This window comes from Herbiconiux ginsengi (assembly GCF_900107435.1).
GTDB classification, from domain to species: Bacteria; Actinomycetota; Actinomycetes; order Actinomycetales; family Microbacteriaceae; genus Herbiconiux; species Herbiconiux ginsengi.
The window spans coordinates 1292826-1307101 of the sequence record NZ_FNPZ01000001.1 but is presented as its reverse complement, the minus strand read 5'-3'; the positions used below and the strand labels follow the sequence as shown (position 1 = coordinate 1307101).

At 70.0% G+C, this 14276-nt stretch carries 16 protein-coding genes; 9 read left to right on the top strand and 7 right to left on the bottom strand.

Annotation, left to right across the window (positions count from 1 at the left end; all coding sequences use genetic code 11):
* Positions 1 to 19: 19 nt before the first annotated feature.
* Together BLW00_RS06295 and pyrE are read right to left on the bottom strand one after the other, a co-directional pair.
* On the bottom strand, positions 20 to 1021 hold the full coding sequence (locus BLW00_RS06295; RefSeq protein ID WP_139256646.1) for a hypothetical protein: 1002 nt from the start codon (positions 1019 to 1021) through the stop codon (positions 20 to 22).
* 1 nt (position 1022) lies between these two features.
* Positions 1023 to 1571 carry an orotate phosphoribosyltransferase gene (gene pyrE, locus BLW00_RS06290; protein ID WP_092550665.1) on the bottom strand — a complete coding sequence of 183 codons (549 nt, stop codon included), beginning with the start codon at positions 1569 to 1571 and terminating at the stop codon, positions 1023 to 1025.
* 45 nt (positions 1572 to 1616) lie between these two features.
* On the opposite strand from pyrE, the gene BLW00_RS06285 reads away from it, so the two are divergent.
* From BLW00_RS06285 to BLW00_RS06280, 4 genes are all read left to right on the top strand, one after another.
* On the top strand, positions 1617 to 2645 hold the full coding sequence (locus tag BLW00_RS06285; protein ID WP_139256645.1) for a LuxR family transcriptional regulator: 1029 nt from the start codon (positions 1617 to 1619) through the stop codon (positions 2643 to 2645).
* A gap of 262 nt (positions 2646 to 2907) precedes the next feature.
* Positions 2908 to 3132 carry a hypothetical protein gene (locus BLW00_RS22865; RefSeq protein ID WP_139256644.1) on the top strand — a complete coding sequence of 75 codons (225 nt, stop codon included), beginning with the start codon at positions 2908 to 2910 and terminating at the stop codon, positions 3130 to 3132.
* Positions 3122 to 3418, top strand: a complete 297-nt coding sequence (locus BLW00_RS22860; protein ID WP_139256643.1) for a hypothetical protein — start codon at positions 3122 to 3124, stop codon at positions 3416 to 3418. The genes BLW00_RS22865 and BLW00_RS22860 overlap by 11 nt, the downstream gene beginning before the upstream one ends.
* 63 nt (positions 3419 to 3481) lie before the next feature.
* Complete coding sequence (locus tag BLW00_RS06280) at positions 3482 to 4114, top strand: hypothetical protein (RefSeq protein ID WP_092550659.1); 633 nt, start codon at positions 3482 to 3484, stop codon at positions 4112 to 4114.
* Positions 4115 to 4139: 25 nt separating this feature from the next.
* Here BLW00_RS06280 and BLW00_RS06275 read toward each other — a convergent pair whose 3' ends face one another.
* A complete protein-coding gene (locus tag BLW00_RS06275; RefSeq protein WP_092550656.1) occupies positions 4140 to 4988 on the bottom strand; it encodes a helix-turn-helix transcriptional regulator in 849 nt (282 codons plus the stop codon).
* Positions 4989 to 5088: 100 nt separating this feature from the next.
* On the opposite strand from BLW00_RS06275, the gene BLW00_RS06270 reads away from it, so the two are divergent.
* Complete coding sequence (locus BLW00_RS06270) at positions 5089 to 5853, top strand: SDR family oxidoreductase (protein ID WP_092550653.1); 765 nt, start codon at positions 5089 to 5091, stop codon at positions 5851 to 5853.
* Positions 5854 to 6027: 174 nt separating this feature from the next.
* Here the strand turns inward: BLW00_RS06270 and BLW00_RS06265 are convergent, their stop codons facing one another.
* Complete coding sequence (locus tag BLW00_RS06265) at positions 6028 to 7242, bottom strand: YihY/virulence factor BrkB family protein (protein WP_092550650.1); 1215 nt, start codon at positions 7240 to 7242, stop codon at positions 6028 to 6030.
* 64 nt (positions 7243 to 7306) lie between these two features.
* Between BLW00_RS06265 and BLW00_RS06260 the strand changes: the two genes are divergently transcribed.
* The gene (locus tag BLW00_RS06260; RefSeq protein ID WP_092550647.1) at positions 7307 to 8152 is read left to right on the top strand and encodes an exodeoxyribonuclease III; all 846 of its coding nucleotides are present in this window, start codon (positions 7307 to 7309) and stop codon (positions 8150 to 8152) included.
* A gap of 22 nt (positions 8153 to 8174) precedes the next feature.
* On the opposite strand, the gene BLW00_RS06255 is transcribed toward BLW00_RS06260, so the two are convergent.
* Positions 8175 to 9056, bottom strand: a complete 882-nt coding sequence (locus BLW00_RS06255; RefSeq protein ID WP_175494156.1) for a cell wall-binding repeat-containing protein — start codon at positions 9054 to 9056, stop codon at positions 8175 to 8177.
* 318 nt (positions 9057 to 9374) lie between these two features.
* Between BLW00_RS06255 and BLW00_RS06250 the strand changes: the two genes are divergently transcribed.
* Positions 9375 to 11381, top strand: a complete 2007-nt coding sequence (locus BLW00_RS06250; RefSeq protein WP_407650951.1) for an APC family permease — start codon at positions 9375 to 9377, stop codon at positions 11379 to 11381.
* Positions 11382 to 11458: 77 nt separating this feature from the next.
* Positions 11459 to 11857 (top strand): thioredoxin, encoded by a 399-nt coding sequence (gene trxA, locus BLW00_RS06245; RefSeq protein ID WP_092550641.1) that lies wholly within the window; start codon positions 11459 to 11461, stop codon positions 11855 to 11857.
* Between the two features lie 83 nt (positions 11858 to 11940).
* On the opposite strand, the gene BLW00_RS06240 is transcribed toward trxA, so the two are convergent.
* Positions 11941 to 12513, bottom strand: coding sequence for an NAD(P)H-dependent oxidoreductase (locus BLW00_RS06240; protein WP_092550638.1), 573 nt, complete (start codon positions 12511 to 12513; stop codon positions 11941 to 11943).
* Between the two features lie 104 nt (positions 12514 to 12617).
* Between BLW00_RS06240 and BLW00_RS06235 the strand changes: the two genes are divergently transcribed.
* Positions 12618 to 13325: a TetR/AcrR family transcriptional regulator gene (locus BLW00_RS06235; protein ID WP_092550635.1), complete on the top strand. Its 708-nt coding sequence runs from the start codon at positions 12618 to 12620 to the stop codon at positions 13323 to 13325.
* 119 nt (positions 13326 to 13444) lie between these two features.
* Here the strand turns inward: BLW00_RS06235 and BLW00_RS06230 are convergent, their stop codons facing one another.
* Positions 13445 to 14245, bottom strand: a complete 801-nt coding sequence (locus tag BLW00_RS06230) for an SDR family NAD(P)-dependent oxidoreductase (RefSeq protein WP_092550632.1) — start codon at positions 14243 to 14245, stop codon at positions 13445 to 13447.
* Positions 14246 to 14276: the final 31 nt, after the last annotated feature.

Here is a 14276-nt window from a genome sequence, read left to right as displayed (position 1 = left end):
CGACATTCCGGAGGAAAACTCACCCGGCCGGCGGTGCGGCCAGCGACGCCCCGAGCGGTTCGCCGGAGGTGCGCGAGAAGAAGCAGAAGTAGGCGCGGTCGCCGGCGGCCCACTGGGCGTCGGCGGCGGGATAGGCGCCCTGCCATTGCAGATCGGGCACGGACTCCGCCACCGCATAGTCGAGCACCGCGGGCGCCGTGCAGAGCAGGTTGAGGCGCGACACGAGTTCGGCCTCGCCGGGGAAGGGCGCGGCGGCCTCTTCGGCGAAGGCGCCCTTCGACACGAGCTGAGCGTTGTGCTCGCCGGCGCAGTCGACCACCGTGAACTGCGGCTCCCAGGGCGAGGCGTAGCCGCTCAGGCACTCGCCCCCGTGCAGCGCATTCCAGTCGTGCACGCCCGGAGCGAGCGGACCGGCAGGCGCGGCGTCGGCGGCGGGCGCAGGCGTCGGAGAGGCCCGGGCCTCGCTGGGCGTCGGCGTCACGGATGCGCCGGCGCCGGCGGTCGCGGATGTCGCGACCGCGACCGGCGCGGCCTCCCCACCGCTGCCCACGCGCAGGCCGGCGAAGAACAGGCCCACGATCACAGCGAGCAGCACCACGCCGCCCGCGACGACCAGCCACACGGTGCGGCCGGGTCCGCGTCGCTCCGCACCGGATGGCGGCGCCCGGTGCGCACCGACGTGCGCCCCCGCGGTCGTGGACGCCCCGTGATCGACCGACACCCCGGCGGCCGCGTGCCCAGCGTGCGCCGCGTGCCCAGCGCTGTCGATCGGCGCCGCATCGGACCCGTGTGCACGGCGGTCAGCCGGCACCCCGTTGGCCGCGTGCACCGCATGGCCGCCACCGTCAGGCGGCACTCCCGGCACTCCCGGCACTCCCGGCACTCCCGGCACTCGCGGCGCCCCTAGCGCCCCCTCAGCAGAATGGTGCGCGTGCGTGCCCCCACCCGCTGCCGACCCGACCGCACCCGCAGGCGGGACGGCGTCGTCGCGGCGCTGCGGGTCGTTCGGGGGCAGGCTCATGTCACTCCAGACCGAGGTCCGCCAATCCGATCGCGTAGTGGTAGGGGTAGCCGGCCTCTTCGATCCGCTCCCCGGCGCCGGTGTTGCGGTCGACCACGACGGCGACGCCCGCGATGATGGCGCCCGCCCTCTCGAGGGCGGCGATGGCGGCCAACGGCGAACCACCGGTGGTCGAGGTGTCTTCGAGCACGATCACACGCTTGCCCGCGACATCCGGACCCTCCACCTGGCGACCGCGCCCGTGGTCTTTCGGCTCCTTGCGCACCACGAAGGCGTCGTAGGCGAGGCCACGAGCGGCGCCCTGGTGCAGCACGGCGGCGGCGATCGGGTCGGCCCCCATCGTCATCCCGCCCACCGCGTCGACGTCGCGGATGCCGGCGATCAGGTCGAGCATGACCTGCCCGATCAGCGGGGCCACCCGGTGGTCGAGCGAGACCCGGCGCAGGTCGACGTAGTACGACGCCTTCTTGCCGCTCGTGAGGGTGAAGTCGCCGTGGAACACGGCGTCGGTCTTGATGTAGTCGATGAGTTGGCTTCGCGCGTCGGTCACGCGGCCCAGTTTATCCGCGGGCGCAGAACACGCTTAGCTGGTGGGGTGACTACGACACCCTCCGTGCTCGCCCTCGCCGGCCTCTCCGACGCCGCCGAGCAGATCTACCTCTTCGTCATCCACCGCGGAAAGACGCTCCTCTCCGACGTGACGGCGCGCTTCGACCTCGACGACGACGCCGCGACCGAACAACTCGAATCGCTCCGGCACATCGGCCTGATCTCGCGCGAACGCAGCGATGCGGGGTTCTACGTGCCGGTCGATCCGCGCTACTCGCTCACCTCGATGGTCGAGCAGCTGAGTGAGGGCGTGGGGCGCATCCGGCAGCTCATCCCCACCCTCGCCGACCAGTTCGACCGGGGTGCCACGAGTGCGGAGGAGAACGCGGAGACGCGCATCCTGAGCGACCGCGACGCCGTGGCGAGCTGGTACGTGCGGCTGCAGCACCAGGCCACCCGGGAGCTGCTCGTGTTCGACCGGCCACCCTACGTCTCGTCGTCGCTGGAGCCTCTCGAAGCCGTGGTGCTCGGGCGCGGCGTCTCGTGGCGCGCGATCTACACCGGCGACAGCTTCAGCCGCGAAGACAGCTGGGAGGAGGCGGAACGGCTGGCCGGGCACGGCGAGCAGGCCCGGATCGTCTCCGAGCTGCCGGTGAAGCTCGCGATCGCCGACCGCACCACGGCGCTCGTCTCGTTGAGCGTCGAAGAGGGGCGGAGCGACGCGATCGTCACCGAGTCGGCGCCGATGGTGGCGGCGCTCTGCGACCTGTTCGAGTTCTACTGGGCCCGTGCGCTGCCGCTCCCGGAGGCGCGCGAGCGGATGCGCGACCCGGCCGCCGCTGACCCCGCGCCCCCTCCTGCCCCCACCGCGACCGTGCCCTCCCGCCGCATCAGCCGCGAGGAGCAGGCCATCCTGGCCCTGATCGGCGCGGGACTGAAAGACGAGGTGATCGCCCGGCGTCTCGGCATGTCGACGCGCTCGTTGCGGCGACGCAGTCATCAGCTGATGGTGGAGTTGGGCGCCGACAATCGCTTCCAGGCGGGGGTGGAGGCGGCCCGGCGGGGCTGGGTGTGACGCCGCGCCCGCCCACCGCCGAAACGGCTGCGGCCAGGAACCGGGGCTGGGGTGTGACGCCGCGCCCGCCCACCGCTGAAACGGCTGCGGTCTAGGAACCGGGGCTAGGTGTGACCGCCGTGTGACGCCTCCGTTACGGCCCTGTTTCCGGATGTGGCAGCCTGCGGCCACCGTCCGCAGACGGCCACGAACGGCATACTCGTGACCTCCAAACTGGGAGACGCCGCGCGCTGCGGCCCCATTCCCTCCGGAGGTTCCCACCGTGACCGGCTCTCTCACCCGCATCCGCCGCCCCCGTCGATCCCGCCGCCTGACCGGAGCGCTCGCCGCGCTCTCCTCCGCCGAGTCTCCTGCTGGGTCGCCTGGGTCGCCTGGGTCACCCGTGTCGCCGGGTGCCGGGTCATCCGCGGCGCCGGGTACCGGCTCAGCCGGGTCGCCGGATGCGCCCGACTCCTCCTCGACGGGCGGCGCGGGCCATGCCGAGTAACGCCCAGCCGGCGCGCTCCGTCCCGGCATCCGCGCCGCAGCGGGTGGAGGCGCCGCCCCGGCATCCCCCGCTGCGCGCGGTTCCCCCGCTCGGTGTGGCTGTGCCGGCCGGTCGCCCGGTGTCCCCCCGAGAGGCGGAGCCGCGCACCGCGCCGCCCGAGCGCGCGCCGTCCCGCCCTGCGGCGGCACGCGCGGCGGTACGCCCGGCGCCGGAAGAGGAGCGCGGCTCCCGCGGCTGGGAGCTCACCCTCTTCCGCCACCTCAACTACCCCGGCACCCGCCGCTGACCAGGCGTCGGGCACCATCCACTCGCTGATGATCTCTGACGATCACTCAGCTATGCTCCTTGCATGCTCGCCGTAATCGTCAGGACGACGCTGGTCACCTCGGCCGTTGCACTCGCCCTGAGTCTGGTCGTCGGCTGCTCGATGACAAGCTCGTCGCCGACGCCAGGTGCCGACGTCGTGATGAGCGACGCCGCCACGCCTCTTCCCGCACTGCCGTCGGGAGTCGGGGCACCGGGTGTCCTGTCGGCCGAGGTCGCGAACGGAATCGTCGCCGTGCGCGATTATGCTCCGGCCGCCTACCCCGACAACTACGCCGGTATCGCGAGCGGCACCCCGGCATCCGTCGATCGCCTCGTGATCTACCTCGTCGGCACGACCCCGCAGATCCAGGCCGACCTCGTCACGGTGAGCGGCATCCACGACCCTGACAAGGTCGTGTTCGAGCAGGGCCGACTCTCGACGTCGGACTCCGCCGCGTTGCACGCTCGCGTCGAGGCGACCGTGCCGAGGCTCATGTCGGAGGGATTCCTCATCCAGGATTACGGCGTCGGAGTCGACGGCGCGGAGGAGTTCGGCATCCATGACCTGACCGACGACCAGACCGCGCAACTCGTCGACCTGTTCGGGCCGTATGTGCGCGTGCACGAAGCACCGGAGAACTCCTTCGGCGAGCACGTCACTCCTTCCGCGGGCTGACGCGGCCGCGGCGCGAGGCTCCGAGTCAGCGCTCCGTGGCGAACTGCTGGCTTCCGAGCACCGCGAGGAGCTCGAGCTTGCCGGCGGCCTCCGTGCGGGGCGGGGCGGTGAGCACGAGCAGTGCTTGCGACTCGTCCTCGGTGAAGAGCACCTGGCAGTCGACCTCGATCTCGCCGAGCTCAGGATGCACGAGGGTCTTGTGGTCGGTGAACCGGCGATGCACCTCTTGCCGCTCCCACAGGCTCACGAACTCGGGGCTGCTCCGGCTGAGCTCGCGCACGAGCTCAGATGCCCGGGAGTTCGATCCCATCGCGCCGAGCGCCGCACGGAGGGAGGCGACGTGGGCGCGGCTCTGCCGGTCGCGATCATGCTCGGGATACCGCCGGCGCTCGGTCTCGGGGTGAACGAACCAGCGGTAGACCTCGCTCCGCTCCAGCCCGGTGTACTGGCTGGCGTCTCCGAAGAGCGCGACAGCCGGTTCGTTCTGCACGAGCGTCTCGCCGAGAACGGAGATGATCAGAGCCGGGGTGTCGGTCAGGCGGTCCAGAACGCGCAGAAGCGCGGGCGCCACGTAGTCGCCGCCGCCGTGGCGGTCGGGTGCGTCGAGCCCTGCGACGCGGAAGAGGTAGTCGCGTTCATCGGGCGTGAGCCGCAGGGCGCGGGCCACGGAGCCGAGGATCTGCGAACTGGGTTGGGTGCTGCGACCCTGCTCGAGCCGGGTGTAATAGTCCGTCGACATCCCCGCGAGCTGCGCGACCTCCTCCCGCCGCAGCCCGACCGCGCGCCGGCGTGGGCCGGCCGCGACACCGACGTCGGCCGGTTGCAGGCTGTTGCGGTGGCGGGTCAAGAAGCTGCCGAGGGCGTCGCGATCCATGATGACAGTCTGCATCGCTCGCCGGAGCCGAAACAGAGACCGGTTGTCCCCCGATAAGCGCTCTCTGGCACGAGCCGTGCGGGAGTCGAAGAATCGAGGCATGCACATCAGCGGAAACACCATCTTCATTCCCGGCGCGACCAGCGGCATCGGTCTCGAACTCGCCCTCGCACTCCACGCGAAGGGCAACGAGGTCATCGTCGGCGGTCGCCGCGCCGAGCTGCTCGCGCAGATCACCGCCGAGCACCCCGGCATCCACACCATCCGCATCGACACCACCGATGCCGACAGCATCCGTGACGCGTCATCGCGCGTCATCGCGGAGCATCCGGAACTGAACGTCCTCATCGCCATGGCCGGAATCATGCACCCCGAGGACTGGACCCGTCCCGAGGGCTTCCTGGCCAGCGCGGAGGCCACGGTCACGACCAATCTGCTCGGCCCGATCCGTCTCATCGCCGCGTTCGTCGAGCACCTCCGGTCGCGGCCGGATGCGACGATCATGACCGTCTCCTCCGGGCTGGCCTTCACCCCCTTGCGCATCACGCCCAGCTACAACGCCACCAAGGCCGCGATCCACATGCTCAGCGAAAGCCTGCGTCTGCAGCTGGCCGGCACATCGGTGACGGTGTCCGAACTCGAGCCACCGTCGGTCGCGACCGACCTGATGCCCGGGCAGCGGGAGAGCGCCTTCGCCATGCCTCTCGACGAGTTCATCACCGAGGTCGTCGGACTCATCGAGAGCGATCCCGACGCGCGGGAGATCCAGGTCGAGCGGGTGAAGTTCCTCCGCTATGGCGAGGCCCGCGGCGACTACGCCGAGACAGTGGCCGCGCTGAACCACCTCGACCCGCACGGAAACTGACCGGACTCGCCCCGTCGCCGCCTCGCGCGAGGCCGACGATCTGCGGATGATCATCACCACCGACCCCGCGCGGCCCGGAGTCCCCACTCACCCGCACGTTTTCGCGCCACGGCACCGCGCGGTTTCGCGAAAACGTGCGGGTCAGTGAGCGGCGCGGCGGCGCCATCCGGAGCTCTAGAGGGGCGCGTCGCCCGGGGGGCGGGGGTGCTCGAGTGCGGCGAGCTCCTCTTGGGCGGCATCGCGGCGCCAGCGTGCGGCGGGGCGGCGCCACCACGGGGCGGCCTCGAGGTGTGAGGTCGCGTCGCGCAACCGCACCTGTGCCGCCAGCAGCAGGGCGTCGCGTTCTAGCGCGGCGCGCTCCTCGGCGGTCGGCTCGTACAGCGACTGCCCTCGGTCCTCGACGGCGACCGCGATCCACGCCGCCGCCACCAGGGTGACCACGCTCGTCAACCGGAACCACAGCAGCATCGCGATGAACACCACGAAGGTCGACAGCAGCGGATTGCGCGTCGCCCCGCCCAGCAGCTGCCCGCCGAGGAGCTGAAGCACGAGCAGTCCCACCCCGCCGAGAAGTGCTCCCCCGCGCATCCGCGCGATCGTCAGATGCGCGTCGGCGAGGAACCGGTAGAGCACCATCAGGGCGATCACGTCGATCACGTACACGACCGCCAGGCCCGCGGCGCCGACGAGCATCGTCGACCAGTCCTTCAGCGGTTCGCCGAGCAGCGAGACGAGCCAGTCGATCGCGGCGGTGCTCGCCACGGTCAGCACGGCCGCGGCGAAGAGCGCGGCGCCCAGCACCAGGGACACGAGGAAGTCGCGGGCTTTGAGCAGCACGTAGGAGCGCTTGTCCTTGGGCAGGCCGAAGATGGCGCGCACCGCGATGCGGGAGTAGGTGATCCAGCCGATGGCGGTCCACACCAGCACCACGAACGCCGTGAGGCCTGTGATGGTGAGCACCGAGGTGCTCGACCGGGCGATGGTGTCGAGGTCGTCGACCGAGATCACACCGGGGTCGCCGGTCGTGCCGATGAGGCCCGGCACGTAGGTGTTGATCAGCTGGATGAGCGCATCCATCGTCTCGGGCGACCCGGTGAGCCAGATGCCGGCGACGGCGAACACGATGTAGACGGCGGCGAACACGGCGAACAGCGCCTGGTAGCTCATGCCCGACGAGAGCAGGAACCCGTTGCCGGCCAGGAAGCGGCGCCACACCCGCGTCGGGAACAGGGCGAGGGTGTTCTGGGTGAGGGTCGTGACGCGGGCGATCGGCTCTTCGAAGTGCTGCTCGAGGCGGTCGCGGAACGTCGGGTCGTCGCTCGGAGCTCCGGATGCCTGCCCCGCGTTCGTACCACCTCCGCGCGGTCGATCCGCGCCCGCTCTCGCCATGCGGTCAGCCTAGCGACGGGGCGGGCGGCATCGCGATGACGGAGGGTGCCGGTAGCGTGGAGGCATGCGTGTTGCGACCTGGAATGTGAACTCGATCCGTGCGCGAGTGGGCCGGGTGGTCGACTGGCTGGTGCGCGAAGACGTCGACGTGCTCGCCATGCAGGAGATCAAGTGCAAGGAGTCGCAGTTCCCGTTCGAGGCCTTCCACGACACCGGATACGAGGTGGTGCTGCACGGGCTGAACCAGTGGAACGGCGTGGCCTTCGCGAGCCGCCTGCCGATGACCGAGGCGGCGAACACCTTCACCGGCATGCCCGGGTTCGGCAAGCCGCTCGATGACGGTTCGCTGCCGCTGGAGGCACGGGCGCTCGGCGTGACGGTCGATGGCGTGCGCCTCTGGAGCCTCTACGTTCCGAACGGGCGCATGCTCGACGATCCGCACTACGTCTACAAGCTCGCCTGGCTGAAAGAGCTGGCGACGCAGACGCAGGCCTGGCTCGCCGCCCACCCGACGCAACCGCTCGCCCTGATGGGCGACTGGAACATCGCGCCCCTCGACACGGATGTCTGGGATCTGTCGTTCTTCGACGGCGCCACACACGTCTCCCCGCCGGAGCGGGCCGCCTTCGAGGTCTTCGAGCAGATCGGGCTGACGGATGTCGTGCGCCCGCTGGTGCCGACGGGCTACACCTACTGGGATTACAAGCAGCTCCGCTTCCCCCGCAACGAGGGCATGCGCATCGACTTCATCCTGGGCTCGCAGCCCTTCGCCGAATTGGTGAGCGCCGCGCGCATCGACCGCAACGAGCGCAAGGGCGACGCCCCGTCGGATCACGTGCCGGTGGTGGTCGACCTCGACCTCCCCGCATCGGCCGAAGACGACGACGACCGCCCGATGATCTTCGGCTAGCACTGTCCGTGAACGGGCAGACCTACTCGGTGACGTAGTCCGCGAGCTTGGTGAGAACGGCGTCGGACACCGAGTTCACGCCTCCGAGCACGATGATCCGTGTCGGTTTGAGCCGTTGGAGTTCGGTGACGATCGGGGCCGGGATCTCGTCTCTCGTCGTGAGCAGCACCGTGCCCTTATCGGCGATCGCGGCCGCCGACCCTGAGAGTGCGTCGGGGAACTGCGCTCCGGATGCCACGTACACCGTGCTCGCCCCTGCCGGAAACCCTTCGGCCGAGATGGTGGCCGAGACGACGAATCGATCTGCGCCCGCGGTGCGGGTCACGGGGGCGATGGCGGCCAGTGCACGCACCACGTCGTCGGACACGGCGCTGCTACCACCGAGGACGACGATCTTCCCAGGGTGCAGACGCGACAACTCGGTCATGACGGCATCCGGAACCGAATCCTTCGTGGTGAGCAGCATCGGCCCGCCAGCCCGCCCAGCCGCAGCCGATCCTGAGAGCGCGTCAGGGAAGGCCGTCCCGGAGGCGACGTACGCGACGGGCACGTCTCGGGTGAAGACGGCTGCCGAGACACCCGCTGACACAACGAACCGGTCCGGCCCGGCGATTCGCGTCAGGTTCTTCGTGTATTTACGGAGAGCTTCATAGATCCTGTCGCTAATGGTCGCGGTACCGCCCAGGACCACGATGCTCTCCGGCGCCAGACGTGCCAGTTCATACACGGCGGGGTCGGGGATGGCTTCCTTCATGACCAGGAGAACCGGCCCGCCTTGCTTGCCGGCCGCCGCCGACGCCGATAGCGCATCTGGGAACACCTCGCCCGACGCGACGTAGAGCACCGGAACGCCCGGTTTGAAGATCTTGGCAGAGATCGCCGTGGACACCGCGAACCGATCCACACCCCCGATCCTTTCGACGGGCGTTGCGATGTCGCTCGCCATCACAGGCGACGTTGTCGCCGGGAAGCCAGCGCCCGCTGCCGCTTGTCCAGGCGCGAGCATCGCCGCCAAGAGAGCGAGTGACGCGAGCACCGAACGCGATGTCAGCGCACGCGCCAGGCGGCTCGGATGCCCGTCCTGGCGTGATTCTGCACCGGAATCGGGCGACGACAGAGTTGTGGACATAGGCTCCTCGGATCACTTCGAAGGAAGATTACTGAGTAATTATCATACTCTTGACGTGCGCGATCGGCCACCCGAAGCGGGTATACATGGAGCATGTCAACTCCCACGGTCGGCGCCGGCTCGAACATCACGCCGGGCGTGCCCCATGAACTTCCTGGTGCTGCTGACCGGCGCACCAGCGCGCGCCTGCGCCGCTGGCTCACCGTCGGCCTCACCGACAACACCGGCCGCCACCCGGGGCCTGGCGCCGCCAAACCCGAGAAGACGCACTCCTGGTGGCGGGTCATGTGCCTCACCGGCGTCGACTACTTCTCGACCCTCGGCTACCAGCCCGCCATCGCCGCTCTGGCCGCCGGGCTCCTGAGCCCTTTCGCCACCATCATCCTGATCGTCATCACGCTCGCCGGCGCCCTCCCGGTCTACCGCCGGGTGGCGCGCGAGAGCTTCCGCGGAGAAGGCTCGATCGCCATGCTCGAGCGGCTCCTCCCCTGGTGGGGCGGCAAGTTGGTGGTGCTCGTGCTGCTCGGCTTCGCCGCCACCGACTTCATGATCACCATCACCCTGAGTGCGGCGGATGCCACGGCGCACGCCATCGAGAACCCGTTCGCCCCGAGCTGGTTCGAGGGGCAGCAGGTGATCATCACCCTCGTGCTGATCGCCGCGCTCGCCGTGGTGTTCCTCCGCGGGTTCAAGGAGGCCATCAACATCGCCGTCGTGCTGGTCGCGGTCTTCCTGCTGCTGAACGCGGTGGTGATCGTCGTGAGCCTCACCCACGTCGCCGAGAATCCGCTCGTCATCGACGACTGGTGGGCCGCCCTCACCGCCGAGCACGGCAATCCGTGGGTCATGGTGGGCATCGCGCTGATCGCGTTCCCGAAGCTCGCGCTCGGCCTCTCCGGCTTCGAGACCGGTGTCGCGGTAATGCCTCAGATCACGGGCAGCCCCAGCGACGAGCAGAGCAACCCGAAGAAGCGCATCCAGGGCGCCAAGCGCCTGCTCACCACAGCCGCCCTGATCATGAGCGCCTTCCTCATCACGTCGAGTGTCGTCACCACGCTGCTCATCCCGCAGGAGGCGTTCCAGGCCGGTGGTCCCGCCAACGGCCGCGCTCTCGCCTACCTCGCCCACCAATATCTGGGCGAGGGCTTCGGCACGGTCTATGACGTCAGCACCATCGCCATCCTCTGGTTCGCCGGCGCCTCCGCGATGGCCGGTCTCCTCAACCTGGTGCCGCGCTATCTCCCCCGCTACGGCATGGCCCCGCACTGGGCCGGGCTCGTGCGCCCGCTCGTGCTCGTCTTCACGGCCATCGCCGTCATCATCACGCTCTGGTTCGGCGCCGACGTCGACGCGCAGGCCGGCGCCTACGCCACCGGCGTTCTCGTGCTGATCACCTCCGCATCCGTCGCCGTCACCCTCTCGGCGATGCGCAAGAAGCAACGCGCCGCCATGATCGGCTTCGCCGTGGTGTCGGTGCTCTTCCTCTACACCACCATCGCGAACATCATCGAGCGACCCGACGGCGTGCGCATCGCGGCCCTGTTCATCATCGGCATCATCGCGGTCTCGATCATCTCTCGGGTGCAGCGCTCGTTCCAGCTGCGCGCGACCTCCGTCACCCTCGATCCGACGGCGGTCGATTTCGTGCTGACGGATGCCGACGAATACGACTCCGTCCGCATCATCGCCAACGAACCCGACGACGGATCGGCGCGCGAATACAGCCAGAAGGTCGCTGAGGAGCGGCGTGACAGCGGCATCCCGCAGCGCTCGCCGGTCATCTTCCTCGAGGTCTACCCCTCCGACTCCTCCGACTTCGAAGAAGACCTCGTGGTGCGTGGCGAGACGGCACACGGCTACCGCGTGCTGCGGGTGACGAGCGGGAACATCCCGAACACCATCGCCACCGTGCTGCTCGAGATCCGCGACATCACGGGCGTCGTGCCGAACATCTACTTCGAGTGGACCGAGGGCAGCCCCATCTCGAACATGTTCAAGTACCTCGTGACGGGCACCGGCGAGGTCGCTCCCGTCACCCGCGAGGTGCTGCGGCGGGCCGAGCGCGACCGGCGGCACCGGCCCGAGGTTCACGTCAGTTGACGCGGCCGTGCGGATGCGCCGCCTGAACGCCGCCTGAACGCTCGGAATTTCGGCATGGTTGTGTCGTTAATGAAGGTATGTCCACGAAGACTCTGACCATTGAGAATCACGACGAGACGGTTGCCGACGGCATCGTCCTGATCGATTTCTGGGCCGACTGGTGCGGCCCCTGTAAGCAGTTCGCCCCGGTGTTCGAGAAGGCCTCGGAGCAGCACGGCGACATCACCTTCGCGAAGGTCGACACCGAGGATCAGCGGCAGCTCGCCGCCTCCTACGGCATCACCTCCATTCCGACCCTGGTCGGCTACCGCGACGGCATCCCGATCTTCGCCCAGCCCGGCGCCCTCCCCGGCCAGGTGCTCGAAGACGTCATCTCGCAGGTGCGCGCCCTCGACATGGAGGCCGTGAAGAAGGACTACGCCGAGGCCGTGGCCAAGCAGGCCGCCGGCACCGACGAGGCCGTCTCCGCCGAGTAGGCGGTCCCGCACGACGAGGGCGCCCGCACGATCTGTGCGGGCGCCCTTTTCGCTGTCCGGATGCGCCGGGTGGAGCGGCTGCCCTACGCGGCCTGCTCCTCGTTCTTGAGCGCGGCGAGGTCGCTCACGAACTGGGCGAGGAAGGCGCGCAGCTGCTCCACGATCTCCGCGTCCTCCTTCGGGTGGGTCTCGGCGAAGCGCACCATCGAGTTCGGCACGGCGAGAACGGTGCTCTCGATGACGCGGGCGCCGGCGATCCCGTAGGCCTTGCGGGCCTCGTTCTGAGCCCAGACCCCGCCGAACTGCGCGAACGAGGTGCCGATGATGGCGACCGGCTTGCCCGAGATGGAGCTGCCGCCGAAGGGGCGCGACGACCAGTCGATGGCGTTCTTGAGGTTCGCCGGGATCGTGCCGTTGTGCTCGGGGGTCACGACGAGGACGGCGTCAGCGGCGGCGACCGCCGCACGGTACTCGACGACGGCCTCGGGCAGCTGGCCCTCGACGTCGATGTCTTCGTTGTACAGGGGCAGGGCGCCGTGGCCCTCGTAGAGGTGCAGGTTCGCACCTTCGGGGGCGAGGTCGACAGCCGCCTGGGCGAGCTGGCGGTTGGTCGAGGCGGCGCGCAGGCTGCCGACGAGAACGAGGATGTCAGTCATGCTTCTCCTAAGTAAGAGGTGGCCGCCAGATGCCGGCGAGCTCGGTGTACCAAGGGTTCAACCGGACCGTGGTCCGCTTATTCCCACCATGCTACAGTCCGTGCATGGACTCGCCCGGCGCCCGATCCGAAACCTCGACCGGCCGCCCACCCGCGCCAGCCCCCGACCTCCCGCTCGGGGCCTTGGCCGGGGTGCCGCTGGGACTGCCGACGAGCATCCGGCCCGGCGCAGCAGGAGGTACCGGCGCACCACCGGCAGAACGCTCGGATGCGGCGCGCAACCGCGAACGCATCCTCACCGCCGCCCGCCGCGTCATCGAGCGCGACGGCGTCGACGCCCTCACCATGGATGTGCTCGCCACCGAGGCGGGCGTGGGCAAGGGCACGATCTTCCGGCGGTTCGGGTCGAGCACGGGAGTCTTCCGTGCCCTGCTCGACGAGACCGAGCGGGAGTTCCAGGGCCGGATGATCAGCGGCCCGCCGCCACTCGGACCGGGCGCCGATCCGCTCGACCGACTCGTCGCCTTCGGGCGCGCGCGCATCCTGGTGATCAGCGCGCAAGGCGACCTGCTGCGCAAGTCCGAGGCGCCGCCGGAGTCGCGCTATTCCGTGCCGGCGCGCCAGGTGACGGAGGTGCACGTGGTGAGCCTCCTGCGGCAGGCGGGCGTCGAGGGCGACCTGCCGGTGCTCGCGTTCAACCTCATCTCCATGCTCGAGGCCATCCTGGTGCTTCCGCCGGGCGCAGTGCGGGGAGTCACCTCGGCGCGCCTCGCCGACGGCTGGGAGGAGATCGTGCGCCGCCTCGCGCCCTGACCCGCCCCGGGCGCCTCACCGGTCTGCGAGGTAGCGCGACGTGGGCGCAGCGCCCCGCGAGGTCGCCCATCCGGGCTACTCGGCGTGACCCAAGGGGGAGCCCACGGGTGAGACACGGGTCAGTCGGACATGACCCGCCCCGAGACCGCGAGCAGGGCGCCGCGCGGAAGCAGGCTCGTCGCGGCCGCCGTGGCGGCGTTCGCGCGGCCCGAGACGATGCTCGCGGGCGTCGTGCGCTTGTCGAGCGCCCGAAGCGCCGCCGAGACGACCTGCTCGGGGGTCTGGAACCGCCCGACCGCCGCGGCCTCGCTGCCCACCACCTCGAAGAACTCGGTGCGGGTGGCGCCGGGGCTCAGCGCCAGCACCTTGAGCCCCGAGGCGCGCGTCTCGAACGCGACCGCCTCGGTGAAATGCAGCACGAACGCCTTCGTGGCGCCGTAGACCGCCATGAACGGAGTGGGCTGATAGGCCGCCGTGCTCGCGATGTTCACGAGGGCTCCGGATGCGGGCCCGCCCGCCGCCGCCAGAAGGTCGGGCAGGAAGGCGCGCGAGACATCCACCAGGGCGGCCACGTTCAGCTGGATCTCTGACGCCAGCACCGCCCCTTCCTCCTCGGCGAACGGCCCGTGGGTGCCGAATCCGGCGTTGTTGATCACCGTCTGAACCGTGATCCCGCGCGCGGCGAGCTCGGCGCGCAACCGGCCCCCGGCGTCCGGAACGGCGAGATCGAACTCGAGGGCGGTGGCGGTGATGCCGAAGCGCTCGTCGAGCTCGGCGGCCAGCCGCTCCAGGCGCTCGACCCGGCGGGCCACGAGCACGACGTCGGCTCCCCGAGCGGCGAACCGGGTGGCGAATTCGACGCCGAGGCCTGAGCTCGCGCCGGTGATGAGGGCGGTGGTTCCGCGATATGTCATTGTCATGGCTTCAATGTAGACACTGACAGCATTGTTG

Excerpts from the sequence above, each read along its gene's own strand:
- BLW00_RS06280 (WP_092550659.1), top strand. The coding sequence starts at position 3,482 with ATGCTCGCCGTAATCGTCAGGACGACGCTGGTCACCTCGGCCGTTGCA.
- trxA (WP_092550641.1), top strand. The coding sequence starts at position 11,459 with ATGTCCACGAAGACTCTGACCATTGAGAATCACGACGAGACGGTTGCC.
- BLW00_RS06260 (WP_092550647.1), top strand. The coding sequence starts at position 7,307 with ATGCGTGTTGCGACCTGGAATGTGAACTCGATCCGTGCGCGAGTGGGC.
- BLW00_RS22860 (WP_139256643.1), top strand. The coding sequence starts at position 3,122 with ATGCCGAGTAACGCCCAGCCGGCGCGCTCCGTCCCGGCATCCGCGCCG.
- BLW00_RS06275 (WP_092550656.1), bottom strand. The coding sequence starts at position 4,988 with ATGGATCGCGACGCCCTCGGCAGCTTCTTGACCCGCCACCGCAACAGC.
- BLW00_RS06240 (WP_092550638.1), bottom strand. The coding sequence starts at position 12,513 with ATGACTGACATCCTCGTTCTCGTCGGCAGCCTGCGCGCCGCCTCGACC.
- BLW00_RS06235 (WP_092550635.1), top strand. The coding sequence starts at position 12,618 with ATGGACTCGCCCGGCGCCCGATCCGAAACCTCGACCGGCCGCCCACCC.
- BLW00_RS06270 (WP_092550653.1), top strand. The coding sequence starts at position 5,089 with ATGCACATCAGCGGAAACACCATCTTCATTCCCGGCGCGACCAGCGGC.
- BLW00_RS06250 (WP_407650951.1), top strand. The coding sequence starts at position 9,375 with ATGTCAACTCCCACGGTCGGCGCCGGCTCGAACATCACGCCGGGCGTG.
- BLW00_RS06265 (WP_092550650.1), bottom strand. The coding sequence starts at position 7,242 with ATGGCGAGAGCGGGCGCGGATCGACCGCGCGGAGGTGGTACGAACGCG.
- BLW00_RS06295 (WP_139256646.1), bottom strand. The coding sequence starts at position 1,021 with ATGAGCCTGCCCCCGAACGACCCGCAGCGCCGCGACGACGCCGTCCCG.
- BLW00_RS06230 (WP_092550632.1), bottom strand. The coding sequence starts at position 14,245 with ATGACAATGACATATCGCGGAACCACCGCCCTCATCACCGGCGCGAGC.